Annotated in this window: 23 protein-coding genes; 11 read left to right on the plus strand and 12 right to left on the minus strand. The window is 67.4% G+C overall.

What is annotated here, in order from left to right; genetic code table 11:
• Positions 1 to 9: 9 nt before the first annotated feature.
• From rnpA to G6N67_RS12120, 9 genes are all read left to right on the plus strand, one after another.
• The gene (rnpA, locus tag G6N67_RS12080; protein ID WP_073911198.1) at positions 10 to 369 is read left to right on the plus strand and encodes a ribonuclease P protein component; all 360 of its coding nucleotides are present in this window, start codon (positions 10 to 12) and stop codon (positions 367 to 369) included.
• The gene (gene yidD, locus G6N67_RS12085) at positions 366 to 674 is read left to right on the plus strand and encodes a membrane protein insertion efficiency factor YidD (RefSeq protein WP_051578576.1); all 309 of its coding nucleotides are present in this window, start codon (positions 366 to 368) and stop codon (positions 672 to 674) included. The genes rnpA and yidD overlap by 4 nt, the downstream gene beginning before the upstream one ends.
• A complete protein-coding gene (gene yidC, locus G6N67_RS12090; protein WP_036430542.1) occupies positions 667 to 1,743 on the plus strand; it encodes a membrane protein insertase YidC in 1,077 nt (358 codons plus the stop codon). Before yidD ends, yidC begins: the two co-directional genes overlap by 8 nt.
• A gap of 37 nt (positions 1,744 to 1,780) precedes the next feature.
• Positions 1,781 to 2,344, plus strand: a complete 564-nt coding sequence (locus G6N67_RS12095) for a Jag family protein (protein ID WP_036430544.1) — start codon at positions 1,781 to 1,783, stop codon at positions 2,342 to 2,344.
• 54 nt (positions 2,345 to 2,398) lie between these two features.
• Complete coding sequence (gene rsmG, locus G6N67_RS12100; protein WP_081812457.1) at positions 2,399 to 3,118, plus strand: 16S rRNA (guanine(527)-N(7))-methyltransferase RsmG; 720 nt, start codon at positions 2,399 to 2,401, stop codon at positions 3,116 to 3,118.
• Between the two features lie 2 nt (positions 3,119 to 3,120).
• Complete coding sequence (locus tag G6N67_RS12105; RefSeq protein ID WP_179976858.1) at positions 3,121 to 4,095, plus strand: ParA family protein; 975 nt, start codon at positions 3,121 to 3,123, stop codon at positions 4,093 to 4,095.
• A 23-nt stretch (positions 4,096 to 4,118) separates the two neighbouring features.
• The gene (locus G6N67_RS12110; protein WP_036430548.1) at positions 4,119 to 5,114 is read left to right on the plus strand and encodes a ParB/RepB/Spo0J family partition protein; all 996 of its coding nucleotides are present in this window, start codon (positions 4,119 to 4,121) and stop codon (positions 5,112 to 5,114) included.
• A 228-nt stretch (positions 5,115 to 5,342) separates the two neighbouring features.
• Positions 5,343 to 6,092 (plus strand): hypothetical protein, encoded by a 750-nt coding sequence (locus G6N67_RS12115; protein ID WP_036430550.1) that lies wholly within the window; start codon positions 5,343 to 5,345, stop codon positions 6,090 to 6,092.
• A gap of 97 nt (positions 6,093 to 6,189) precedes the next feature.
• Complete coding sequence (locus G6N67_RS12120; protein ID WP_036430552.1) at positions 6,190 to 6,843, plus strand: hypothetical protein; 654 nt, start codon at positions 6,190 to 6,192, stop codon at positions 6,841 to 6,843.
• 272 nt (positions 6,844 to 7,115) lie between these two features.
• On the opposite strand, the gene G6N67_RS12125 is transcribed toward G6N67_RS12120, so the two are convergent.
• The 10 genes from G6N67_RS12125 to G6N67_RS12170 all read right to left on the minus strand — a co-directional run bounded on the left by G6N67_RS12125 (position 7,116) and on the right by G6N67_RS12170 (position 20,040).
• Positions 7,116 to 7,436 (minus strand): hypothetical protein, encoded by a 321-nt coding sequence (locus G6N67_RS12125; protein ID WP_051578577.1) that lies wholly within the window; start codon positions 7,434 to 7,436, stop codon positions 7,116 to 7,118.
• A gap of 19 nt (positions 7,437 to 7,455) precedes the next feature.
• The gene (locus G6N67_RS12130) at positions 7,456 to 8,589 is read right to left on the minus strand and encodes a leucine-rich repeat domain-containing protein (RefSeq protein WP_036430553.1); all 1,134 of its coding nucleotides are present in this window, start codon (positions 8,587 to 8,589) and stop codon (positions 7,456 to 7,458) included.
• Between the two features lie 258 nt (positions 8,590 to 8,847).
• Positions 8,848 to 10,038, minus strand: a complete 1,191-nt coding sequence (locus tag G6N67_RS12135; protein ID WP_036430555.1) for an N-acetylmuramoyl-L-alanine amidase — start codon at positions 10,036 to 10,038, stop codon at positions 8,848 to 8,850.
• Between the two features lie 150 nt (positions 10,039 to 10,188).
• Positions 10,189 to 10,521 (minus strand): thioredoxin, encoded by a 333-nt coding sequence (gene trxA, locus G6N67_RS12140; RefSeq protein WP_036430557.1) that lies wholly within the window; start codon positions 10,519 to 10,521, stop codon positions 10,189 to 10,191.
• Between the two features lie 36 nt (positions 10,522 to 10,557).
• Positions 10,558 to 11,493 carry a thioredoxin-disulfide reductase gene (gene trxB, locus G6N67_RS12145; RefSeq protein WP_036430559.1) on the minus strand — a complete coding sequence of 312 codons (936 nt, stop codon included), beginning with the start codon at positions 11,491 to 11,493 and terminating at the stop codon, positions 10,558 to 10,560.
• Between the two features lie 150 nt (positions 11,494 to 11,643).
• Positions 11,644 to 12,351 (minus strand): RsmA family anti-sigma factor, encoded by a 708-nt coding sequence (locus G6N67_RS12150; RefSeq protein ID WP_036430561.1) that lies wholly within the window; start codon positions 12,349 to 12,351, stop codon positions 11,644 to 11,646.
• Positions 12,305 to 12,925, minus strand: coding sequence for an RNA polymerase sigma factor SigM (gene sigM / locus G6N67_RS12155; RefSeq protein ID WP_036430563.1), 621 nt, complete (start codon positions 12,923 to 12,925; stop codon positions 12,305 to 12,307). The genes G6N67_RS12150 and sigM overlap by 47 nt, the downstream gene beginning before the upstream one ends.
• Before the next feature lie 127 nt (positions 12,926 to 13,052).
• Complete coding sequence (gene murJ / locus G6N67_RS12160; RefSeq protein ID WP_163642172.1) at positions 13,053 to 16,805, minus strand: murein biosynthesis integral membrane protein MurJ; 3,753 nt, start codon at positions 16,803 to 16,805, stop codon at positions 13,053 to 13,055.
• Positions 16,802 to 19,246 carry a DUF6049 family protein gene (locus tag G6N67_RS12165; protein WP_179976821.1) on the minus strand — a complete coding sequence of 815 codons (2,445 nt, stop codon included), beginning with the start codon at positions 19,244 to 19,246 and terminating at the stop codon, positions 16,802 to 16,804. Before G6N67_RS12165 ends, murJ begins: the two co-directional genes overlap by 4 nt.
• Positions 19,228 to 20,040 carry an NUDIX hydrolase gene (locus tag G6N67_RS12170; protein WP_051578579.1) on the minus strand — a complete coding sequence of 271 codons (813 nt, stop codon included), beginning with the start codon at positions 20,038 to 20,040 and terminating at the stop codon, positions 19,228 to 19,230. Before G6N67_RS12170 ends, G6N67_RS12165 begins: the two co-directional genes overlap by 19 nt.
• Before the next feature lie 84 nt (positions 20,041 to 20,124).
• Between G6N67_RS12170 and G6N67_RS12175 the strand changes: the two genes are divergently transcribed.
• Entirely contained in the window at positions 20,125 to 21,582 is a 1,458-nt protein-coding gene (locus G6N67_RS12175) for a CCA tRNA nucleotidyltransferase (RefSeq protein WP_036430565.1), read from the plus strand.
• Positions 21,583 to 21,600: 18 nt separating this feature from the next.
• Positions 21,601 to 22,113 carry a hypothetical protein gene (locus G6N67_RS12180; RefSeq protein WP_036430567.1) on the plus strand — a complete coding sequence of 171 codons (513 nt, stop codon included), beginning with the start codon at positions 21,601 to 21,603 and terminating at the stop codon, positions 22,111 to 22,113.
• Positions 22,114 to 22,186: 73 nt separating this feature from the next.
• On the opposite strand, the gene G6N67_RS12185 is transcribed toward G6N67_RS12180, so the two are convergent.
• Both G6N67_RS12185 and G6N67_RS12190 read right to left on the minus strand, forming a co-directional pair.
• A complete protein-coding gene (locus G6N67_RS12185; RefSeq protein ID WP_036434912.1) occupies positions 22,187 to 22,963 on the minus strand; it encodes a TIGR03084 family metal-binding protein in 777 nt (258 codons plus the stop codon).
• A gap of 10 nt (positions 22,964 to 22,973) precedes the next feature.
• On the minus strand, positions 22,974 to 24,266 hold the full coding sequence (locus tag G6N67_RS12190) for an MFS transporter (RefSeq protein WP_036434915.1): 1,293 nt from the start codon (positions 24,264 to 24,266) through the stop codon (positions 22,974 to 22,976).
• Positions 24,267 to 24,312 lie beyond the last annotated feature (46 nt).

Consider the following 24,312-nt stretch of genomic DNA (forward strand, 5'->3'; position numbering starts at 1 on the left):
TCTAGCGCGGTGCTTCCGGCTCGTTACCGGATGAGGCGATCCGCGGAGTTCTCTGCCACTGTCAGCCGTGGTGTGCGTGCGGTACAACCAGATGTAGTGGTACACGCATTGCGCGCCGAGGCTGACCCGAGTGGTCCGCGGGTCGGGCTCGTTGTCTCCAAATCCGTCGGGAACGCGGTGGAACGGCACCGGGTGTCCCGGCGATTGCGGCACGCCGCCCGCACTGTACTTCCTCGACTGGACCCTGCTGATCTGGTCGTCATTCGTGCCCGGCCCACGTGTCGGGACGCCCTCTCGCCGCGGTTGGAGCAACAGCTGCACGCGGCTCTCGACCGCGTGGATGCGCGCCGCGGGACGACGTCCCGATGACCACCCCGATCATTCGTCGATTGGGTGCCCGCGCTGCCCGCGGTGTGATCTTTCTGATCCAGCTCTACCGGCACACGATCTCCCCGCTGCGGTTGCCGACATGTCGGTTCACCCCGACGTGCAGCCAGTACGCAGTGGATGCACTCACCGAGTACGGCCTGCTGTACGGCGGGTGGCTGGCCACGGTCCGGCTGTTGAAATGCGGTCCGTGGCATCGGGGAGGATGGGATCCAATCCCGGTCCGCCGAGACCACGCTCAACCCGCTGATGCCGTCTCAGACGGCAGAAACGAGTCCTATGTTTAATTGGTTCAGTCTCGACATCATCTACTACCCGGTGTCGGCCATAATGTGGGTCTGGTACAAGGCGTTCGCCTTCATTCTGGGGCCTTCCAACTTCTTCGCGTGGGCACTGTCGGTGATGTTCCTGGTGTTCACCCTGCGCGCGATCCTGTACAAGCCGTTCGTCCGCCAGATCCGGACCACGCGCCAGATGCAGGAGTTGCAGCCCCAGATCAAGGCTCTGCAGAAAAAGTACGGCAAGGATCGTCAGCGCATGGCGCTGGAGATGCAGAAGCTGCAGCGCGAACACGGGTTCAACCCGATCCTCGGTTGCCTGCCGATGCTCGCGCAGATCCCGGTGTTCCTCGGCTTGTTCCACGTGTTGCGGTCGTTCAACCGGACCCAGGGTGGCTTCGGGCAGATCCAGTTGACTGTCGAGCAGAACCGCGCGACCGGCAACTACGTCTTCAGCCCCACCGATGTCGCGCACTTCCTGGACGCGAACCTGTTCGGTGCACCGTTGGGCGCCACGATGATCCAGAAGACCGGTCTGGACGCCTTCACCGAATTCAACCGGATGTCGGTGATCCTGGTCGGTGTGCCGATCATGATCCTGGCCGGCATCGCGACGTACTTCAACAGCCGTGCGTCGGTGGCCCGGCAGAGTCCAGAGGCCGCCGCCAATCCGCAGACCGCGATGATGAACAAACTCGCGCTTTACGTGTTCCCGCTCGGCGTCGTCGTCGGTGGTCCGTTCCTGCCGTTGGCGATCATCCTGTACTGGTTCTCCAACAACATCTGGACGTTCGGTCAGCAGCACTATGTGTTCGGGATGATCGAGAAGGAAGAAGAAGCCAAGAAGCAAGAGGCATTGGAGCGGCGGGCGGCCAACGCCCCGGCGCCGGGAGCGAAACCGAACCGGGCGCGCAAGACGCAGACCGAGGAGCCGGTCGCGACAGCCGACGCGGGCGATGCCGGGCAGGACGAGCAGACCACGGGTTCGACGGGTTCGACGGGTGCCAAGGACGGTTCTGACGGCGCCGTCGGCCGGACACCCAAGCCAGGAGCTCGACCCAAGAAGCGGAAGCGTTGACCAGTTTCGGACTGGCGAAAGTAGGGAGAAGACGAACATGACAGACGCGCAGACGACGGATCCGGCCGCGGACCCTGAGGTGACCCCGGACGTGGAGGCCGAGGAGACCAAGCCCGCGGCGACAGCCGACGACGATCTGGAAGAGCGTTTGGTTGCCGAGGGAGAGATCGCCGGCGACTATCTCGAGGAACTGCTCGATCTGCTCGACTTCGATGGCGACATCGATCTCGATGTCGAGGGGGACCGGGCAGTGGTGAGCATCGACGGCGGCAGCGACCTGAGCAAGTTGGTCGGCCGCAAGGGCGAGGTGCTCGACGCGCTCCAGGAGTTGACGCGGTTGGCCGTGCACCAGAAGACCGGTGAGCGGAGCCGGCTGATGCTGGACATCGCGCGCTGGCGTCGGCGTCGGCGGGACGAGCTCGCGGCGCTGGGCGACAAGGTGGCCCGGCGCGTTCTGGAGTCGGGGGAGCGTGAAGAGCTCGCGCCGATGACGCCGTTCGAACGAAAGATCGTCCACGACGCGGTCGCTGCCGTCGACGGTGTGCGTAGCGAGAGCGAGGGCGTCGAGCCGTCGCGTCGCGTCGTGGTTCTGCTCGGCTGATTGTTAGTTACACGGGTGTAGTTTGTCGCGGCAATCCCACGGGAGTACGGGAGGATGTTTCACGTGAAACATGGCCCGATTGCCGCGACACCCCAAGCGGCCATCGATGTGTTCGGCGAGCGCGTCGAACTGGCTGTCCGCTATACGGAGATCCTCGCAGGGGCCGGGGTTGAGCGCGGTCTCATCGGCCCGCGAGAAGTAGACCGACTATGGGAACGTCACGTTCTCAACAGTGCGGTGCTGGGCGAATTGATTGAGGCAGGGGAGCGAGTGGCCGACGTCGGCAGCGGCGCCGGCCTTCCCGGCATCCCGCTCCATCTCGCCCGGCCAGATATAGATGTGACTTTGATCGAGCCGCTGTTGCGCCGCAGCGAATTCCTCAACGAAGTGATCGCCGAACTGGATCTCGACGTGCGAGTGGTCCGGGGTCGAGCGGAGGATCGCAGTGTGCGTGAAGAAGTCGGTGCGATGGATGTGGTGACGTCGCGTGCGGTGGCCGCGATGGACAAGCTGTGTCGCTGGAGTATGCCGCTGCTGCGACCGGGTGGTCGGATGTTGGCCATCAAGGGTGAGCGTGCGGAGGCGGAGATCAGCGAGCACCGGCGTGTGATGGCATCGCTGGGTGCGGTGGATGCCAGGGTAGTGAGATGTGGCGCGAACTATTTGAACCCTCCCGTAACCGTCGTCGACGCGCGGCGCGGGACGTCCAGATCGGAACGCGGACGACCGATCGGGAGAACCCCGGGATCACGGGGGAAGGCGGGCAGGAGATGAAGATGCGTTCGGGTCAGACCAAGGCGGCCGAGACGGCTCCCAATGGCAATGTTTCACGTGAAACCTGGAACGGCGGGACAGACCCGTCGTGGACCTCCGATGCCAGTATGGACACGCCCATCGCGGTGGAGGCCGAGCGGGCGACGCGTGTGCTGCACGCCCCGCACGGACAGCTTCCGCGTCCGTCGCGCCAGCGCGTCTTCACGATCGCGAACCAAAAGGGCGGTGTCGGCAAGACCACGACAGCGGTGAACGTCGCGGCCGCGCTGGCGCTCCAAGGTCTGCGCACGCTGGTCATCGATCTCGACCCGCAGGGCAACGCCAGCACCGCACTGAGTATCGAGCACCGCCCGGGCACACCGTCGTCGTACGAGGTGCTGATCGGTGAGATCCCGGTCCAGGAGGCCCTCCAGAAGAGCCCGCACAGTGACCGCCTCTTCTGCATTCCGGCAACGATCGATCTGGCCGGCGCCGAGATCGAATTGGTGAGCATGGTGGCGCGCGAAGGTAGGCTGCGCACCGCGCTGGCAGAACTCCAACACCACAACTTCGACTACGTTTTCATCGACTGCCCGCCGTCGCTCGGGCTGCTCACCATCAACGCGCTCGTCGCCGCTCCGGAGGTGCTCATCCCGATCCAGTGCGAGTACTACGCACTGGAAGGTGTGGGGCAGCTGCTTCGGAACATCGAGATGGTCAAGGCGCACCTCAATCCGGAGCTGTCGGTGTCCACAGTGATACTGACGATGTACGACGGCCGGACGAAGCTGGCAGATCAGGTTGCGGAGGATGTACGTGAGCACTTCGGAGACAAGGTGCTCCGGACCGTCATCCCACGCAGCGTGAAGGTGTCAGAAGCGCCCGGTTACGGGATGACCATCCTCGACTATGACCCGGGTTCACGTGGAGCGATGAGTTATCTGGACGCCAGCCGGGAGATCGCCGAGCGCGGCGCCCCGCCCCGTGCCGACCAGTAGACAGCGATGAGCAGGAGACGATCATGAATCAGCAGGCACGGAAGCGCAGCGGGCTCGGCAGGGGCCTGGCCTCTCTGATTCCCACCGGACCTGCCGAAGACGGTTCGGATGCCTTGAGCCCGCGGATCGGCGACACCGCGGCCGACGTTCTGCTCGGCCCGCCCGCGAGCGCTCCACCGGTGACCGCTGACGAGGCCGGCGCGACATACCGCGAGATCGACCCGGCACGGATCCAGCCCAATCCGCGCCAGCCCCGCCAGGTTTTCGACGAGGAGGCACTCGCCGAGCTGGTGCACTCGATCCGCGAGTTCGGGCTCATGCAACCGATCGTGGTCCGGGCGATCGAGTCCGACATCGACGGCGATACCGGACCTCACTATCAGATCGTCATGGGGGAGCGGCGGTGGCGTGCCGCGCAGGAAGCCGGGCTGTCGGCGATTCCTGCGATCGTCCGCGAGACCGGTGACGACAACATGTTGCGCGACGCGCTGCTGGAGAACATTCACCGCGTGCAGCTGAACCCATTGGAAGAGGCCGCCGCGTACCAGCAGCTGCTCGACGAGTTCGGAGTCACCCACGACGAACTGGCCGCGCGGATCGGCCGGTCGCGGCCGTTGATCTCGAACATGATCCGCCTCCTACGCCTGCCGATCGCGGTGCAGCGCCGGGTCGCGGCAGGCGTGTTGTCGGCCGGTCATGCGCGTGCGCTGCTGTCACTCGAGGGCGGGCCGGAGGCGCAGGAAGAGCTCGCGGCCCGGATCGTCGCCGAGGGGTTGTCGGTCCGTGCCACCGAGGAGGCCGTGACCCTCGCCAACCGTGACGGCAAGACGCAGCCCGCACCGCGCCGCAAGCCGATCCAGATGCCGGGACTTCAGGACGTTGCCGAACGACTGTCGACGACGTTCGACACCCGGGTCACCGTGAGCCTGGGCAAACGCAAGGGCAAGATCGTGGTCGAATTCGGGTCGGTGGATGATCTGCAGCGAATTGTCGATCTGATGAGCGCATCAGAGGACTGAAAACGGACGACCAAGGACACGCGGTTATTCCGTCACTGTGACACATCGGTGGACAGCAGCGGACACCGCAACTGCTCTGCAAAGGAAAGTTGCTGTGCACCATAATGTTTCGGCTGTGGAGCGATCATTCATGAGAGATTCACCGGGGGCTGGGCTGGATCTGCCCGGCTCTCCTATCCTTGAGGGGCAGCCACGTACGGCAGCGCCGTGTGAAACCCGGGGAGTCTAGTGTCAGCACGTATTACGCCGCTCCGGCTCGAGGGATTCGAGCAGTTGCCGAAGCATGCGCGGCGCTGCGTGTACTGGGAGGTCGACCCGTCGACTCTCGCGGGTGAAGACCACCTGACAGACCCCGAGTTCGAGAAGGAAGCTTGGCTGTCGATGGTGATGCTCGAGTGGGGCTCGTGCGGTCAGCTGGCAGTCGCGGCCCCGCCCGACGACGGCGGAGAATTCGCACCACCGATCACGGGTGACGAGCCGTGTTTGGGCTACGCGTTCTACGCGCCGCCGCGCGCAGTACCGCGGGCCCGGCTGTTCCCGACGGGGCCGGTGAGCGCCGATGCGATCTTGTTGACCGCGGTCGGCGTCGAATGCGGTGACGGGATCGCCGACGGACTGCCGCAGAGCCTGCTCGCCGCAGTGGTGGGGGATCTGGTTCGACGTGGCGTACGGGCGCTCGAGGCGTTCGGCCGCACTGATGCGGTCGCCGAACTCTGCGCGTGCTCCTCTCCGCCGGATGATCTCGCCGCGGTGATCGAAGTACTGGGAGATTGCTCGGTCGACCAGTGCGTGATCGACGCCGAGTTTCTGCAAGACGTCGGGTTCGTCGTCGTCTCGCCGCACCGGTACTTCCCGAGGCTTCGGCTCGAGCTCGACAAGGGCCTCGGCTGGAAGGCCGAAGTCGAAGCGGCCCTCGAACGGCTGCTCGAGAACGCCAGAATCGAGCTACCGGTCGGCGCGGGATCCAGCCTGACCTGAAATGGAAAGGACGCGAAGGGATTTGACCTATCCACAGGTGAAGTTCCCAGCGTCCCAATTGATGTCGAGCGCGGTCAACAATGCCTAAGCTCTGCGCATGACCTCTTCCGCGCCGATGGGGGAGCCGGCCGTGACACCTGCCGGCCGACGTACGACGCCTGACCTGTCGACCGGCACCGTGGTGCTACTTGCGTGCTGTCTCGTGGTCTTCAGTTTCCTGCCCTGGTGGACGCTCGAGAATTTCGGCGCTTCGCTGACCTTCACCGGAATCGGGCAACCACTCGGGCCGGAGCAGTACGCGTCGGTGCTGGGCCGGGCGGCTGGGCGCCCAGGCGTGACGACCGCGATCGCCGGGATTGTCGTGCTTGGCTGCGCCGTCCTGCAGCGTGGCCGATGCGGTGGCCGCGCCACCAGGATCACGGCGAGTGCTACGGCTACCGCGGCGACGCTCGTGTGCCTGGCCTTCGCGGCGCGGCCCGAATACGCGAGCAGAGAGGTTCTCTTTCAACTCGGTGCCCCGACGACGGACCTCGGGCCGCTCGTATTCAGTTCAGACCCAACGGGAATCGGTGCCTGCTACGGACTTGTCGGCGCCGCGATCACGGCGGCGGTGCTGCTGGCCGTCACCGCGACCACACTCGTCCGCGGCCGCGCGAAAGACGTTGCGTGGGCGGTCGGCATCGGTGTTGCCGTGGCCGCCTGCGTGGTCGTCGGTTGGGTCTCAGGCGCGGTGGCATTCCATCCGCAGTAGGTACTGCGCACGTTCGTGGCCACATTAGTTGAGGCAGCGCCGAAGGGCTGACCTGCAGTGTTTCAACTACGATGACGAATTGTGGCAGTTCACTTTGCCACGGCATCTGAGATGACGCGATTCGCGGAGTTCATGACCCCGTTTAGTGAAGCAGCGTATTGCCGTTGCGGGGTACCCAGCGTGATCGACGAGCTGGCGTGTGGCGGTCTGCGAAGTCGCGGTGCGTTCGCATTCCGTAAGTTTCACTGACAGTGAGCTGCCGAGGGATACTTTTAAGTGCGGATCATGATTTCGCGGCCTGGGGTGCCGGGTTCTCCGGGGCGGACGATAACCGTTGTGGGGGTGGGTTGCAACGCTCGAATGGTTGGTTCGATTGCCTGCCAGAGGATTTCGGCGTCGGGACCGTAGAGATAGATAATGGCGGTGCCGCTGCCGACTTCGTTGCCGTCAACTTCGCCGAGACCCGGGTGTGCGTTGATGACTTGTCGGAGTTGGTCTTCTACGGCAAAAATAAATTCCAGCGGCGGTTGGCCATCGGCCCATTCCAGGAACACCGCGTGCTCGGGTGGCGAATGATCGGTCGACGCCGACATGTCTTCTCCTTCTTGACGGCTATGTGGTCAGTCCGGGCTGGGAGCCGGTGTGGTGGTACATGGCAGCCCGGTAGTAGATGTAGGTGTTGTTCCAGGTGTATTTCTGGTGCACGTCAGCGGGGATGAGGGCGTGCAGCTGCTCGCAGAGGGCGTCGGTATGGCAGGCGACCGTCAGTGAGGTGAGTTTTGGGTGGCCGACCAGTGGGGTGACCGATTGTGCGGTGGTGGCTTTCGAGTCGATCCAGGCCCACGTCAGATTAGGTGCAGCGGCCAACCCGGCCAAATCGACGAGGGTTTTCATGTTCTGCAGGCTGACGACGCGCAGTTTGGTCAAGCGCGACATATCCGGCAGGGTCGTGATGTTGGGGACTGAATCTATTTCCAGCACACGCAGATTCACACAGTCGGCGATCGGCGCGAGATCGGCGTCGCCGAGTTTGCGCCACCGGTCGAATTGGAGGAGTTCCAGTTCGGGCAGCGTCGCCAGGGCACTCAGGTCGGGGGGTTTTCCACTGCCCATGCTGACCCGGCGCAGATGCGGCAGTCCGGTGACCATCGACAGATCAGCCAGGCCAGTGTTATCCATGCTCAACCAGCACAGTTCGCGCAGGTCGGCCACGACCTCGAAGTCTTTGGCGGGCCCGACCGCCAGCACCCGCAGGTGCGGGAAACGCCGCAGAACCTCTAGGGAGAATTTGCGGTTGGCGCCCCACCCGATCCAGGTCATCTTGTCGGTGAGACAGTGCAGGCCGTCGACATTGGTGATCGTCTCGCCGAAGTTCAGCGCGGTGAGAAAGTCGAAATGCTGCAAAAAGTCCAGATCGGTGTCCGGAGAGCTGAACACATCCAGGGTGTCGAGGTCGTGTTCGCGCATGAACACTGCGATCTGTTGCCACTGGGCAGCGGTGATCTCCTGGAACGTGGAGTTGATGTGGACCCCACGCACCACACCGCCGGTGACGTTGATCGACACTTTGGCCGAGCAGCCAAAGGCCAGACCGAGTTGTTCGAACGCGGAGTTGACCGCGATGCTTTCGGCCCTGATCTGATCGCGGAGGGCTTGTTGAGCCTGTGAGGTGGCCCGGTACCAGTCCATGACTGACTCGGGATCGTCGATGACGGCGTCGAGTGCGGGATCTACCGGTGTGAGCACGAATCCGAACCTACCTACCGTGTCGTTCTAGTTCTTGCCGCTCTTGCGCTTGTTCTTCTTGTGCCGGCGGTTGTCATCGAATGCGCGAGCCTCAAATAGCATGGCAAAGACACGCCGATACCTCAGATAGCGTGGCAAAACCTCAGATGACGTGACAACGGACAGCGCACACCATTCAGCCGTCGGCCTGGGCCGAAGTGACTGTGCACGAACATGTTCGAATCGCCGCCGGTGACGAAAAACCGGCGTGCGAGCGGATCAGGCGCCGCGGCTGGCCTGTTCGACCGACAGCTCGTGAGCCAGAAGCTCTGCGAACGTGAAAGTCCCTGTCGGGCGGTCATTCTTGCCGAGCAGGTACAGGCGTTTGACCGCGGCGAGGATGCCTTCGGCGATCGCGTCGCGCGTCTGGGTGGAGACCAGCAGCCCACGATCACGCGGGTTGGTGATGTAGCCGATGTCGACCTGCACGGTCGGCATGCGGGTCAGCCGGAGCAGATCCCAGGTGCGGCCATGGGTACGGCAATCGCGTAATCCGGTGCGGGCCACAACTTCCCGCTGAATGAAGTCTGCGAGATTGCGCCCGATGGTCGACACCGAGCCGTGCGAATTACCGAAGTGGAACGACGCCACACCGTTGGCCGCGGGGCTCGACTGTGTCGCGCACCGCAGGCTGATCATCAGGTCGGCCCCAACGGTATTCGCGGTGCCGGCCCGCTCCGCATCCGATGGGCTGCGGTTGGGCGGGCGGGACGTGAAGGTGTCCATCCCGATGGCCGTCATGCGGCCTTCCAGGCGACTTGCCAAGTCCCACAGGATGTCCGCTTCGCTGATGGGGCCGTCCGGGCCGTGCATGATCAGTCCGTGATCGGAGCCGCCGCGGCCCGGATCGATGATCACGCGCTTGCCCGACAGTCTCGGACCGGACCGGCGAACGAGTTCTTCCTCACGGATCGCGTGCGGTGAGCCGCCGGTCACGCGTGAACCCAGGAAGTACAGCGAGCGCAGGGTTTCCGGGCCGCAGATGCCGTCCGGATACAACCCGTACTCGCGCTGGTAGGAGGACAACGCGTTGTGGGTCTGCAGACCGAAATGGCCGTCCACCATTCCGGTGTAGAAACCGAGATCCTGCAGCCGGGCCTGCAGCGTCGCGACGTCGTCGCCGTACATCGGTGCGCCGAACTGATGGTTGAGCGTCCGGGCCCCGAGCCGGTAGGACGCCTCTCGCAACGCGCGGTACGTCGCTTCGCCGACTATGCCGTCGACCAAAAGTCCTCGGTGCTGCTGAAATGCGCGGACAGCGTGGTCAAGCTCGTCGTCGAACGCATCGAGCGCGACGTGCTTGCCCGTGGTCAGATCGGCATCCGGACTGTCGATCAGTCCGAGTGCCGCCAATGCTGCCCGGATCTCGGTGACCGCACCGCCACGGTCACCGCGACGCAGACTCGACATACGGGGCCCCTCCAGGCTGACTTCCGGCGGTTTGCCGGACTGGCTAGCCAGCATTGTCTCAGATTTTGACCCGATTCTGGAAAACGCCAGGCGGATCCGCCGCCGATCTAACGGTGCTCTAACGTGCGCTAACGCCTACGTTTGAGTGGATCAGAGCGCGTCAGCAAGCTCGCGCAGCAGCGCGGCCTTGCCTTTTGCCCCGACGATGCGCTTGACCGGTGCGCCGTCCTTGAACAGGATCATGGTCGGGATCGACACGACCTGGAAATCCCGTGCGGTGGCAGGGTTGGCGTCCACGTCGAGCTTCGCGACGGTCAGCTCGCCGGCCTTCTCGGTTGCGATCTCCTCGAGCACCGGGGCGACCATCTTGCACGGTCCGCACCACGTCGCCCAAAAGTCCACCAGCACAGGGGTGCTGCTGGTCAGGACGTCGGCCGAGAACGAGTCGTCGGTGACGGCTACGGTTGCGCTGTTCTCACTCATGGCTGCCTCTCTGCTTGATTCGAAAACTGTTGGGGCTCATTCGTTGTCAGCGAGCCAACGTTCGGTGTCGATAGCCGCCGCGCAGCCGCTGCCTGCTGCGGTGATGGCCTGCCGGTAAGTGTGGTCGACCAGGTCGCCCGCGGCGAACACGCCCTCGATCGACGTGGCGGTGGTCCGGCCGACCACCTGTACGTAGCCCTCATCGTCGAGGTCGACCTGACCGCGCACCAGATCCGAGCGCGGATCGTGGCCGATCGCGACGAACACGCCCGTGACCGCGAGCTTGGACTCCTCGCCCGTGACGGTGTCGCGCAACCGGACACCGGTGACCTTGGGATCGCCTTCGATCTCGGTGATCTCGGTGTTGGTCAGGAACGTGATCTTCTCGTTGGCCTGGGCCCGCTCAAGCATGATCTTGGAGGCGCGGAACTCGTCGCGGCGATGCACCAGGGTCACGCTGCGGGCGAACCGCGTGAGGAAAGTCGCCTCCTCCATTGCAGAGTCGCCGCCACCCACCACCACGATGTCCTCGTCGCGGAAGAAGAACCCGTCGCACGTCGCGCACGTGCTCACACCCATACCCGTCAGGGCCTCCTCGCCGGGCACACCGAGATGGCGGGCCGCGGCACCCATCGCCAGGATCACCGAGCGGGCCTGGAATGTCTCGTCTCCGACAGTGACGGATTTCACGGGACCGTCCAGCGATACCGCGTCGACATCCTCCATGCGCAGGTCGGCGCCGAAGCGCAGGGCCTGCTCACGCATCTCGTCCATGAGCTCGGGGCCCGTGATGCCGTTACGGAAGCCCGGGTAGTTCTCCACCTCGGTGGTGGTCATCAACGCGCCGCCGAACTGCGTGCCCTCGAAGACCAGGGGCTTGAGCTGGGCGCGGGCCACGTACACGGCTGCGGTGTATCCGGCCGGGCCGGAACCGATGATGATGACGTCATGGACCGTCGATGGGGTGGTCATGTGGGCCTTTCTGCCGGTGCTGCCTTCGCGGTCGCGGTCGCGGGGACAGAATGTGCGGCGCGGACGCGAGGAGCAAAATCAGCATGGGTTCTAACGCAAGCCTAGGCCGGGCTGTTCCCAATGGAGCCCGTGGGACGGGCTAGCCCCGAGCTAAGGCCGTTTCACCACGGTATGGGACAGCAACCCGGTGTGTGCGGCCGTGCAATCGGGCGCCACGACCAGTGCGACGATCGAGTTGGGTGTGTCGTCGGGCAGAAGGATCAGAATCCCGGGTTTGCCTGCGAACTGCTGTGGCTGTGCGCCCAGGACCTTGACCCCGGCGGGGTAGCCGAGGCCGGTCAGGCAGTCAGCCCGGCGCTTCGGGTCGCTGAGCATCCCGAAGTCGGGCCGGCCCGACAACAGCGCGAGAATCCGCTGGTCGGTCAGCTGGAGATCAGCCGCGGGCGCGGGCTGGGTGAGATCCTTGATGCTCGCGCTGCTGGACCTGACCGGATCCGGCGTCCTGAGCAGCATCGCGGTGCCGACACCGATCGCGAGAACCGCGGCGCACACGCTGGCCACCAGGCCGGTCTTTCGTAACCTGTGCTGCGGCGTGCGGTCGAGATGGCGCAGGGTCACAGCAACCCGCCGGGCTGATTCGGGCGGTAACGGTGGTGCCGAGTCGTTGTCGGTGCCCAGCGCGGACAACTCCCGCCGCACCCGGTCGAGCGCGGCGAGCGTCGCGGCGGCCTCCGGGTCGGTGCGCACGCGGTGGCGCAGCCGCGCCGCGGTGTCGTCGTCGAGCAACCCGGCCTGCAGGTCGGCGAGCAGATCAGGGGTGATCGGTTCGTCGGCCGCTGGGTGCGGGCTGCCGTTCATCGCGATCAAAGTACTGCAGCGAGTGCGCGAGCTTGGCCCTGGCACGCGCACAGCGGCTCTTCACGGTGCCTTCCGCGATGCCAAGCAGCCGCGCGGTCTCGGCCACCGAGTAGCCCTGCATGTCCACCGCGACCACGGCGGCGCGCTGGTCGACCGGAAGCTGCAGCAGCGCGCGTTCGATCATGATCGCGGTGTCGACGTGCAGGGCCGGATCGCCACGGGGATCCCGTAGGTGTCCGATCCGGCCGAGCTCGTCGTACGGCGCGGACGCCGGTTGACTCTTGGCGCGCCGCAGCCGGTCCAGGCACGCGTTGACCACGATGCGGTACAGCCAGCTGCTGACCGCCGAGTCGTAGCGGAAGGACGCCGCGGTGCGGTGCGCCGACAGCAACGCGTCCTGAAAGGCGTCTTCCGCGTCGTCGTGATGACGGCTCGTGAGGTACGCGAGCCGGCGCAACTGGCGCTCGTGGCGGTGCACCAGCTCGGCGAAAGCCTGATGGTCGCCCTCGACATGGGCAGCGAGCAGCTCCGCGTCGGAGCGTGCGTCATCCGGTGGTGTTGCCTGCTGTGTCACGTGAGATGACCCCCCGATCCTGCCCACAGCCGAACACTAAGCGTTGCCGGGGACCACCTGTGACACTTGTTTGCCGCGAAGCGCGTAGCGCCTGGTCAGGACCGGTGCCGGGGTGGGGATAGTTCGGTCAGGCCGCGGCTTTGACCGTGATCTCCGAGATGTCGCTGCGGCTCTTGCCGTCGACCGTGCCGAGTGTCGAGATCCACACCAGTACGTACTGCGTGGACGCGGCCTTGTTCACCGAGATGGTGTTGGACCCCGGTTTCAGCGCGGTCGGCGGGGACAGTTCCGTGGTGTCCGAAAGCGATGACGGCGAAGCCGACTGCGCTGACCGGATCTGCACCGACGTGCCGGTGCTGGAGACGTTGAGGGTCACCGAGCCGACGACGGTGGACTGCGGCAACTGCAGCATCAAGCCCACACCGTTCTTGAAGCCCGGGAACGGGACGGGGTCGGAGTACGTGTCCGTCGACCAACTGGTGCCGGGATTTCCGTCGATCGCATTCGACGCCGTACCGGGCGAATCGGCCTCACCTTCCGGCGAGAACACCGTCACCTGCGTGGGTTTCACGGTGCTGCCCGTGGCGGTGGTGTCGCCGCCTTCGGATTCGGTCGCGCTCGTCGGGGCGTTCAGGCCGAGCTCGTCTTTGTTCAGCCCGCCTCCGACGTCACCGAAGATGCTGCTGAGGACCGACGCCAGCACCACGAGCGCGACGACGATGATCGCGCCCGCGACGCTCAGCCCGATCCACAGCGCCTTGCGCCGGCGGGCCTTCTCCTCGACCTCGTCGGTCTCACGGGCAGCCTCGCCGCGTCGAGCCGGCGCGACGTGGTCGGGTTCGTCCACGGACTCCAGCAGCTCGGTGCGGTCGGCGATCGCGGTCGCCTGGTGCAGCAGGTTCAGCAGGGTGGGTGCACTGCGGATACCGCCGCCCGGCTGCACCGCGCGGGCCGCCGCGGCGGAGATCTGGAACGGGATGTCGCGGTCGATGGCGCGGGGTTCGACCGGCTGACCCGCCGAGTCCAGCGCTGCGGGTTCCAGACCGGAGCGGGTTCCGGATTCCGGCAGCGGCCAGCGATCGACCAGCAGCGCGTACAGCGCGGCACCGATCCCGCGGATGTCGTCGTCGGGTGTCGCGTCGGGCAGCGTCGCGGGGAACGCCAGCGCGACATCGCCTTCGATGCTGACGCGCACCCGGCTGGGGTGGTCGATGGACAGGCAGACCCCGGCGCGGTGCGCGGCCTCGGCCGCCGCGGCCAGCGATTGGATGGCGCGCGCCCCGCCGATGGGGGACGGCGAGGTGTCGGCGACTTCGGCGAGCGAGCCGCCGCGGATCCACTCCGACACGATCAACCCGCCGGAACCGCTGTGGGCCACATCGAGCACCCGGGCGATGCCCGGCGTGTCGAGCCGGCTGAGTTTCAGTGTGCGCGAAAGGATTTCCTGCACCTGGTCATCGGGCATGGCCGCGTCCGGATCGACGAACGTCAGCGCGACCTGACGGTCCAGCGCGGTGTCGAGCGCCTGCCAGAACTGCAGGTTCGGCGGCCCACCGTGGAAGACCAGCAGCCGGTAGCGACCGTCGGCGATGGTGGCCCCCGGAATGAGATGGACGTCGTCCTCACCTGTGGCCGACTCGACCGCGGGCTCGTGCGGAGGTGCGAACGAGATCGGTTCGCGCGTCGGATCGCCGCCGTAGTCGGCAGGGGGCCGTCCCGAGGTGGCGCCGTTGGCTGTCGTGGGTGCGGGTGTGGCGGTGGTCGGGCTCTCGGGCGCGGCGACCTCTTCGGTCACATCCGGTTGGAAGTCGTCGGCCGTCGCGCGAGGCAGCTTTGTCGTGGCCGTGCCCTCAGGGCCGGTCGCCGGGCCGCCCGCGGGTTCGTCGGTCACCGGTGGTCCTTTCCGCATCCCCGCCCCGGCAACGGATACCGGAGCCGTACCCCAGGTGGCTGCCGGGTTCGGCGGCCACCGATTTGGAGAAGAATTCCTCTGATCAGCGTACGTGACGGGGCCAGGCGGCCGTGGCTGGACGGGCGCACCGCTAGTTTGCACGGCTACCTTTTTCGGCGGCCCGGCCTGGGTGGCACCCCGCACGCCGAGCCGGCGACGGACCGCCGCCACGGCGGCCAGCGCCTCGGGGACGCGAGCCGCGACCAGCACTCCGACGATGATCGGGACCATGATCAATCCGAGGGCGACCAGGCGCAGCAGCGATCCCGCGGCGCCGGCCTTCGTGGTCAACGATTCGAGCCCGAGCAGCGCGTCCGCCACGTGTGCGATGAGCCCCGCCAAAAGCGATGCTGTGATGGTCACGAGGATCGTGCGCACCACGGTCATGTCGAGCAGTCGCCCGTCGCGCGGGCGCAGGTTGGCGCGCAACAGCACGTGGCCGACCGTGGCACCCGCGACCCAGCCCAGACCGTTGGCCAACCCCAGGTAGCCCGCCACAAGATCGGGATTGTCGGTGAGATGCGGCGCCGCCAGTGACGCGGCGATCTTCACGACGGTGATGACGACGATGATGATGATCGGCGTCCACGGCTGTTCCCTGGCGTAGAACACCCGCAGCTGCAGCAGCACCAGCGCGTAGGGGATGAGCGTGAAGGCCGAAAGCGTGATGGCCATGCCGAGATAGCCAGCGTCGGTTTCGCCGAAGTTGCCGTACGCGAAGAGCGCGCTGCCGATCGCGGGCCCGCCGACCGTCATCATCGCGACGATCGGGATGAGCGTGATCATGGTCAGCCGGGTCGCCAGGGACAGGTCGGCGAGGATCGCGGGCAGGTTGTCGGCGGCCGCGTTGCGGCTGAGCCGCGGCATCACGACCGTGAGCACCGTGACGCCGATCATGCCGAACGGCAGCTGCAACACGAGCCATGTGTAGTTGTAGATCGCGGGCCCCGATGCGGCCGCGGTGCTGGCGATCTGGTTGCCGACGACGAAGCCGACCTGACTGATCAGCACGTACAGCACCATTGCGGTGGCCATCGCACCGAACTTCTTGAGCCGCTCGTCGATACCCCACAGCGGGCGCAGGCTGATGCGCTCGCGGCGGATCGCGACCAGCAGCACGACCGTCTGGACGACCACACCGAGTGTGGTCCCGATGCCGAGCACCAGCAGTTTGGCGTTGCCCATCTGCACCGGGTCGATGGACAACTCGCCGGGCACCAGCACGTACAGCCCGAGCGTGAGGATGGCCACCACGTTGTTGAGCACCGGCGCCCAGGCAGGCGGGCCGAACACGTTGCGGGTGTTGAGGATCGCCCCGAACACCGACGTCAGCCCGTAGAACAGCACCTGGGGCAGCAACAGGTAGGCGAACGCGACGGTCAGCGGATTGTTGACCTGTGGATCGTTGCCCAGCATGACCCGAACCAGCCACGGCGCACACGCCACCGAGAGCACGGTGGCGACCAGCAGCAGTGTCGTCGCCAATGTCACGAGACGGCGCACGAACGCCGTGCCGCCGTCGGCGTCGTCGCGTTCTGCGCGTGCGAGCACCGGCACGAAGATCGCGGTGAAGGTGGCCTCGAGCACCAATGCCGCGACCATGTTCGGCAGCTGGTTGGCCACCGAGAACGCACTGGACAGCGCGGCGCCGAGAATCGCGGCGAGCAGCACGATGCGGAAGAAGCCCGTGATCCGGGAGATCAGCGTCGCGAACGCCATGCCCCACGACCGCGACACGACGGCGGCGTCCGAGAGTTCGGGGCGGCCTGCGGGTCGACGGGTGGTTGAGGAGTGGGGGATACGAGCCGGTCCGGGTGGGCGGGCGGGCAGGTGATCCGGTGGGCGGGCGGGCAGGTGATCCGGTGGGCGGGCGGGCGGGCTCGCCGCGGGCTCGACGGGAGGACGCGTAGGCGGCCCCGGGGTGGTCATGATTTTCCGTCCGCGGGTGGTGCGGTGTCATCGGCGGGAAAGGCCATGGCCACTTCGAGTGGGTCGGGCCGGTCGAGGTCTGCGCGGTCGGGCTGACCGCGGAACCGGTGCCACAGCCTGCGGCCCGCGAGCAACACCAGCACGGCGCCCGCCGAGAGCGTGATGAAGAACAGCACCTTGCCGTAGGCATTGGAGTGCACAGAGAGCCGCACCGGTTCACCCAGCGGCATGCCGTCCGCGGTGCGCAGCGCGACGTCGACCGCGACGCGCTGCGTGAAGTGCACCTCGATCGGCACACGCAGCGGCAGGTAGCCCGGCGGCAGTTCGATCTCGCCCATGTCGGTGACGGTCATCCCGGGCGGGGCGTCGACCTGTAACCGCACCCGGATCGGTACCGGCAGATCGTTGCGCAGCGCCATCGGCAGGGGACTGCGTTCGGTCGCCAGCGTGTAGGAGCCGCCGGGGTTGACGATCGTGACGGCCCGGAACATGTCGTTGACACTCGTGGTGACGCGGTTGAGCCGTTCCTGCGCCAGGCCGTTGCGGGATTCGGGCGGTACCGACTGGCTGAGCGCCCGCAGCATGTCTTCCCGCAGCGGGGCCGTGTACTGCGTGCCCGTCAGACCGGTCCGCTCGTCGGTGGTCAGCGCCGCGGTCAGGCCCCACAGCCGGCCGGTGACGCCCGCGATGCCCGAGGTGATGCCGTCGTCGATGCGGCTGTGCGGATTGCCGAGGCTGTCGGCGGGCGGTGGCTCGACGGGCGTCGCGGGCATGGCGTTGCCCTCGGCGATCACCGCGGTCAAGGGTCGGGGATTGGCCAGGCCGGCATGGATTGTCGTGGCCACCGACGTGAGGATCGCTTGGGCGTCGTCGGGATGCAGGTTCCAGACCAGCGGCGGCATCAGGATCTGGGTGCGCGGGGTCTCGTCGGTGGCGAGCCCGCGCCAGAGCAGCGCGCCGAGCGCATCCTGACGGCGTGCGGTCGCCGAATCGTGGCGTACCGGGATCTCCAGCGACGGATCGAGATAGGACGGGCTGACGGGATCGCTGCCCGCGCCGGCCAGCGCGGCGCCCAAGGCGGGGTCGAATCCCGCGGCCACGAGGTCGGGACGGTAGCGCACAGGTGTCACGTCGGCGGTTTCTGGCGCCCCGGTGGCCGAGTCTTGCGCGGTGGTGTGGGCGGCCGCGATCGCCACGGTCTGGCCCTGGGCCGCGAGCAGGTCGACTGCGGGGCCGGTCAACGGCCCGTCGCCGACGATGCTCGCGCCGCGGATCGTGGCGGTGCCGAGGATCTGGTCGACGATGTCGCCGGCGCCGTTGGTGGCGATCGCGCTCAGCCCCGGATCGCCGACCCGGTGCAGCGCGTCGAGATCGGCTTGCGCGTAGGTGGTCGGGGTGACGCACATGCGCTGTGCGAGGGCGCGCAACCGGTTGAGCCACGCGATCGCGGCGTCCTGCCCGGCGCCGGGATGGGTAGGGGTGGCGAGGCCCGCCTCGGGGCCGTCGTTGACGACGTAGCCGGCCGTCATGGCGTTGACGGTCACCAGCAGGTCGGGATCGACCGCCAGGCATAACGCAGAGCGGACCTGACCGGCCGGGTCGACCGTGGGGCCCGTCGCGAAATCGACTGCGGACAGCAGGGTGTCCAACCGGCCGCCCGAGGCCAGCGAGTTCGCCAGCTCGTCATCGACCAGCCGGACGGGCGTCGTGCCACCCGGCGCGCCCGGGGCCAGCCGGGGCCGGTCGGCCAGCGGCCACAGCATCGTGAGCTGCACGGGTTTGGAGGTGTCGGGCGGGACCACGGCGCCGAGCGTCTCGGCGGGCGAACTCGGCGCGGTGTGGTCCTCGTCGGGTTGTCCGGAGGCAGGTGGCACGCCGAGTACCGGGAGCAGGAAGCGCGCGTCGTCGAGGCGTGCTGGCGCGCCATAGTCCGGGGTTCCGTTGACGTTGACCATGACTGGGTACACGCCGGGCTGTTCGATGTGCAGGGACGGCCCGTCGGCCGCACGCAGCGGGAAGGACAGCGAGAACGGGACGGCTTGGCCGCGCTGCATCTCCGGGGACACGGTGGTGAAGTCGGCGACTGGTTCGAACTGATCGAGATTGCCGGTCAGGTCGGTGCGCAGCGTTGTCGACGATGTCACCGCGCGGGCGTGCTCGAGCCGGATCACGACGTCGCGGACCGGGCGGTCACCGACGTTGAGCACGACCCCGGTGACCGTCAGGACCGATTCACTGGTCGTGGTCACCACCTCGGGTGAGACGCGGTCGATGCGGATCTGCAGGAACGGCACGGCACCCGGTTCACCCGCGGCGGCGCGCGGCATCACCAGTGCGGGCATGGCGGTGAGGATCACGATCGCCACAACCAGCACTGCGCGCGTCACGATCGACGGCCAGCGCTGCGCCGCCGAGAGCGCGGTCACGGTCCCTGTCCGCATCCGTTCGTGCGCCGGCGGGGCTGGGGCTGAGCGGAATCGTCGCGGCGGTGATTGCGGGCGTGCGAATGGGTCTGGGGGCGGCGCCGCGGTGCGCTGCGGGGGAGTGGGGGCAGCGCGCCAGGCCCATCGGCGTGCAGTTTGTCGATCAGCTCGTCGGCGACCTCGGCCAGGCGGCGTTCGTCGGCGTAGGCCAGGCGGGACGGCAGTTCGTGCAGCGGAACCCACGCGACTTCGGTGACCTCGACGTCGTCGTCGGACAGCTCACCACCGAGGAATCGCATCAGATAATGGTGCACCGTCTTGTGCACGCGTCGGCCCTCGGTGACAAACCAGTAGTCGATGCTGCCCAGCGCAGCCAGCACGCTGCCCTGGATGCCGGTCTCCTCGGCGACTTCCCGGATCGCGGTCTGCTCGGCCGTCTCGCCGAGTTCGATGTGCCCCTTGGGCAGTGACCACAACATACGGCCGCGCCGGTCGACGCGGCCGATGAGCGCCGCCAGCTGGGTGTCCTTGGGGCCGTCGATACCGTCGATCACGAGGCCCCCCGCTGAGGTCTCGTGCACCGTGCGAAGCCGATCGGGAGCCCGTCGGGGGCGGGGCTTGTGCTGCTTGGGCTGGGCTTTGGGTGTCGGAGTCGGCTTGTCATCAGGAGTGCCGTTCGCGGCGGGTTCGCCGGTCTCGGCGGTGGTGTGCTCGCTGTTGTCGACGGGTGGACCGGCCGCGCGCTGCGCACGACGACGGCCCCGGCGCCGGCCTCGGCGTCGTCTTGGTTTGGCCTGTTCGCCGTCCGACACCCAAGCGATAGTAGCTGCCACGAGGTTTCGTTCCCGCCACACTCGCCGGTAGTGGGCGCGCTGGGAGCATTAGGCTGTCCGAACGTGCCTGATGCTGCTGCTGCTGATGCCGAACTGCTGGCCGGTGCGCTCGTCGCGTTGAACCGGCATGCCGCGGTGCTGCGTGACCTGGGCGCGGCGTTCGCCGCCGAGGGTCACGCGCTGTATCTGGTGGGTGGCAGCGTCCGCGACGCGCTGCTGGGCCGGCTCACCGACACCAGTGATCTCGATTTCACCACCGATGCCCGGCCCGAGCAGATGCGCAAGCTCCTGCGCAGCTGGGGCGACGGGCTGTGGGAGGCGGGCATCGAGTTCGGCACCATCGGCGTCGTCAAGGGCGGCCACCGCATCGAGATCACGACGTTCCGCGCCGACAGCTACGACCAGGTGTCCCGGAACCCGACGGTCGAATTCGGGGACAACCTCGATGACGATCTGGCGCGCCGCGACTTCACCGCCAACGCCATGGCGATCCGCGTGACGGGCGACGGGCCGGCCGAATTCCACGATCCCCTGGGCGGTTTGGCCGCGTTGCGCGACAAGATCCTCGACACGCCGTCGGCGCCCGAGGTGTCGTTCGGTGACGATCCGCTGCGCATGCTGCGCGCCGCGCGGTTCGTGTCACAGTTGGGCTTCGGGGTGGCGCCGCGGGTTCTGGAGGCGCTGCTGGAGATGGCGCCGCAGCTGTCCCGGATCACGGTCGAGCGCGTCGCCGCCGAACTGGACAAGCTGCTGCTCGGTGCCGATCCGGTCGCAGGCATCGATCTGATGGTCCAGACCGGGCTGGGCGCGGTCGTGCTGCCCGAGGTCGGTGACATGCGGATGGCCATCGACGAACACCACCAGCACAAAGACGTCTACTGGCATTCGCTCACGGTGTTGCGGCAGGCGATCGACCTCGAGGACGAGGGCCCTGATCTGGTGCTGCGGTGGGCCGCGCTGCTGCATGACATCGGCAAGCCCGCGACCCGACGCCACGAGCCCGACGGCGGCGTGAGCTTCCACCACCACGAAGTGGTCGGCGCGAAGATGACCCGCAAGCGCATGCGGGCGCTCAAGTACTCCAAGCAGATGGTCGACGACGTGTCCCAGCTGGTGTATCTGCACCTGCGGTTCCACGGCTACGCCGACGACAAGGGCACCGGCAAGTGGACCGATTCGGCCGTGCGCCGGTATGTCACCGATGCCGGGCCGCTGCTGAGCCGGCTGCACAAACTCGTCCGTGCCGACTGCACGACGCGCAACAAGCGACGCGCCGCGCGGCTGCAGGCCAACTACGACGATCTCGAGGCCCGCATCGCCGAGCTCGCCGCGAAAGAGGATCTGCAGCGCGTACGGCCCGACCTCGACGGCAACGAGATCATGGAACTGCTGGGCATCCCCGCGGGTCCGCAGATCGGCGAGGCCTGGCGCCATCTCAAAGAGCTGCGGCTGGAACGCGGCCCGCTGACGCGTGAGGAAGCGACCGAAGAACTTCTGAAATGGTGGAACGCGAGGGGCTGACCGTGCGTCTGATCAGTCATGGAGTACTGCCTGGGTGATCCCGACGGGTCGGCGACCATGTGGACTGCGGAGCCTGCGGTCGACACCGATGGTGACGGCAGGCCCGACGGCGTCGGGCTGGATCTCGACGGCGACGGACGCGTCGACGACGTGCTGGCGGACCTCGACGGCGACGGTCTGGCCGAGCACGCGCTGCTCGACTCCGACGACGACGGGCGCGCCGAGAGCTATTTCACCGATGACGGCGCGGGCACTTGGTCGGTGCGGGTGGACCGCACGGGTCAGGTGCGCTGGTTCGGCCTGGACGGGGTCGAAGTCGGCCCGGGTGGGCCGCTCGTGGATTTCGATGCCGACGGTGCGGTCGACGACCAACTGCTCGATATCGACGAGAACGGCCTCGCCGACCGGGTGCTCGGGCCCGGCGTGGCGTATGTCGACACCGACGGCGACGGGAAGTGGGATGTGAAGCTCACCGACGCTGACGGCGATGGTGCGGCTGACACCGCAGCCGACGTCGCCCCGCCGAGCTGATCCTGCGCTGAGGGCGCGGGCCACTCGAACTTTCGCGCCGTGGCCGCAGAGCCGAAATCGGCAAGCAGACCGCTCAGCCCCGGCCTGCGCCGGGCGGGCCCGCGAACGCCTGCGCGATGGTCAGCCACTTCTGTGCGTCGGGCCCCACGGCGGACACGTCGAGATCGGCCGGTGCCCGCCGCTGCGTGACCAGCATGCAGAAGTCCTCGGCCGAGCCCGTGACGCGTTGCGCGGCATCCTCGGGCCCCCAGGTCCAGAGCGCACCGTCCGGGGCGACGAGCTCGACCCGGAACTCGTCGACGGGCACGGGTAGTCCGTGCACGGTGAACGCGAAGTTGCGGGTCCGCACCCCGATGTGGGCGATCGAGCGCAGCCGCGGGGTCGCGAGCCTGCGGACGCCGAGCGTGTCGGCCACGTCCAGGCCGTGCGCCCAGGTCTCCATCATCCGGGCCGTCGCCATCGACGCCGCGCTCATCGGTGGTCCGAACCAGGGCAGCTTGCGCCCGTCGGCGACGCCGAGCAGCTCGTCGTGCAGACGGGTCCGTGTCGTGCGCCATTCCGACAGCAGTTGGCCGGGCGGCGTGAGCGCCACTTCCTCGGCCGCGGCGTCGACGAAGCCCGTCGGGTTCTGCATGGCCTCGGACAGCACCTGCTGGAAGCCGGGCTCGTCGGTCACGGCGATCAGCGACACGCGATCCGTCCACAGCAGGTGGGCGATCTGGTGGGCGATGGTCCATCCCGGTGCCGGGGTCGGCGTCGCCCACTGCTCGGCAGGCAGGTCGGCGACGAGCGCGTCGAGGTCATCACTTTCGGCACGGAGATCGGCCACGATCGCTGCCGCTGTGGTCATGCCGGTCACCCTAGACCCCGCGTTGTGCGGGCCTCGCCACCACCGCGTGGGTGGCCAGTCCGGCGAGGTAGATCACCGAGCCCGCCACGACAAGACCGGGCGCGTGCCCGTCGGCCGGGATCACGGCGGCCGAGGCCGTGATGGCCGCGATGAACGACATCCAGAACAACGCGTCCTGCACCGTGAACACGTGCCCGCGCAGCGCGTCGTCGACGTCGAGCTGCATCGCGGAGTCGGCGCACAGCTTCACCAACTGTCCGGACGCGCCGAGCAGGAAGCCGCACACGAGCATGACCGGCAGGTGCAGCGTCACCCCGGCGAGCTGTACGACCGCGGCGAACCCCAGCGCCCAGTTGGCGGTCGCGTATCGGCCGACGCGGGCGATCACGGCCGGGGTGACCACCGTGGCGAGGAACGAACCGGCGCCCGCGGCGGCGAGGAACACCACTGCGGTGCCGAGGCCGAGGCCCGCGACCTGATTCGGGGTGTCTGTGTGTCGCACGATCACCAGCACCAGCAAGGTGTTGATGCCGAACGCCATGCGGTGCGCTGCCAGGCCCGCGAGCGTCGCACCCACGGGCCGCACCGCCATGACCGTCTTGACGCCGTGCACCCAGCCCGTGGACACCGCGTAGGCCACCGAACCGTGGATGGCCCGCCTGCTCTCGTGCGGGCCCAGCACATGTGGGCCGAACCGCACCGACAGCCACAACGCGAGCGCCACGGGCGCGAGCACGATGAAGATGATGACCGCGGCGCCTGCGTCGTCGGCACCGAACACCCACCGCGGCAACAGCATGAAGTTGGCCCCGAGGAACGCCGCGACCGCGCCGGTCGCGGTGGCCACGGAGTTCATCGTGACGACCTGGTCGGCAGGCACGACGTCCGGCAGTGCGGCCGACAGGCCCGATGACACGAACCGCGTGAAACCGTTGACGATCAGCGCGCCGCACAGGATCGGTAAATCCGCGACGCCGAACGCCAGCAGGACGCCGACGAGCAGCACCAGCACGAGCCGCCCGAGGTTCGCGCCGATCATGACCAACCGGCGGTCCCAGCGGTCCAACAGGGCGCCCGCGGCCGGACCGAGCGCCGAGTACGGCAGGAACAGCACCGCGAAGGCCCCCGCGATGGCCCACGGCCCCGCGGCGCGTTCCGGGTTGAACAGGATCGCACCCGCCAGCCCGGCCTGGAACAGACCGTCGCCGAACTGGCTGACGACCCGCAGCTCGAGCAGCCGACGGAACTCGGTCATGCCGCGCAGCGATCGCCAGAGAGCGATGGGCGCGCGAGCGTCAACCACGGAGATCACGTCCTGTTCGGAGGCCGGCCTGACAGCGAAGGGCAAC

It is taken from the genome of Mycolicibacterium mageritense (assembly GCF_010727475.1).
In the GTDB taxonomy this organism is placed as follows: domain Bacteria; phylum Actinomycetota; class Actinomycetes; order Mycobacteriales; family Mycobacteriaceae; genus Mycobacterium; species Mycobacterium mageritense.

Coding starts and splice junctions, on each gene's coding strand:
- yidD (WP_051578576.1), top strand. CDS start 366: ATGACCACCCCGATCATTCGTCGATTGGGTGCCCGCGCTGCCCGCGGT.
- yidC (WP_036430542.1), top strand. CDS start 667: ATGTTTAATTGGTTCAGTCTCGACATCATCTACTACCCGGTGTCGGCC.
- G6N67_RS12095 (WP_036430544.1), top strand. CDS start 1,781: ATGACAGACGCGCAGACGACGGATCCGGCCGCGGACCCTGAGGTGACC.
- rsmG (WP_081812457.1), top strand. CDS start 2,399: ATGTTTCACGTGAAACATGGCCCGATTGCCGCGACACCCCAAGCGGCC.
- G6N67_RS12105 (WP_179976858.1), top strand. CDS start 3,121: ATGCGTTCGGGTCAGACCAAGGCGGCCGAGACGGCTCCCAATGGCAAT.
- G6N67_RS12110 (WP_036430548.1), top strand. CDS start 4,119: ATGAATCAGCAGGCACGGAAGCGCAGCGGGCTCGGCAGGGGCCTGGCC.
- G6N67_RS12120 (WP_036430552.1), top strand. CDS start 6,190: ATGACCTCTTCCGCGCCGATGGGGGAGCCGGCCGTGACACCTGCCGGC.
- G6N67_RS12125 (WP_051578577.1), bottom strand. CDS start 7,436: ATGTCGGCGTCGACCGATCATTCGCCACCCGAGCACGCGGTGTTCCTG.
- G6N67_RS12135 (WP_036430555.1), bottom strand. CDS start 10,038: ATGTCGAGTCTGCGTCGCGGTGACCGTGGCGGTGCGGTCACCGAGATC.
- trxA (WP_036430557.1), bottom strand. CDS start 10,521: ATGAGTGAGAACAGCGCAACCGTAGCCGTCACCGACGACTCGTTCTCG.
- trxB (WP_036430559.1), bottom strand. CDS start 11,493: ATGACCACCCCATCGACGGTCCATGACGTCATCATCATCGGTTCCGGC.
- G6N67_RS12150 (WP_036430561.1), bottom strand. CDS start 12,351: ATGAACGGCAGCCCGCACCCAGCGGCCGACGAACCGATCACCCCTGAT.
- murJ (WP_163642172.1), bottom strand. CDS start 16,805: ATGACCACCCCGGGGCCGCCTACGCGTCCTCCCGTCGAGCCCGCGGCG.
- G6N67_RS12165 (WP_179976821.1), bottom strand. CDS start 19,246: ATGCGGACAGGGACCGTGACCGCGCTCTCGGCGGCGCAGCGCTGGCCG.
- G6N67_RS12180 (WP_036430567.1), top strand. CDS start 21,601: ATGGAGTACTGCCTGGGTGATCCCGACGGGTCGGCGACCATGTGGACT.
- G6N67_RS12185 (WP_036434912.1), bottom strand. CDS start 22,963: ATGACCACAGCGGCAGCGATCGTGGCCGATCTCCGTGCCGAAAGTGAT.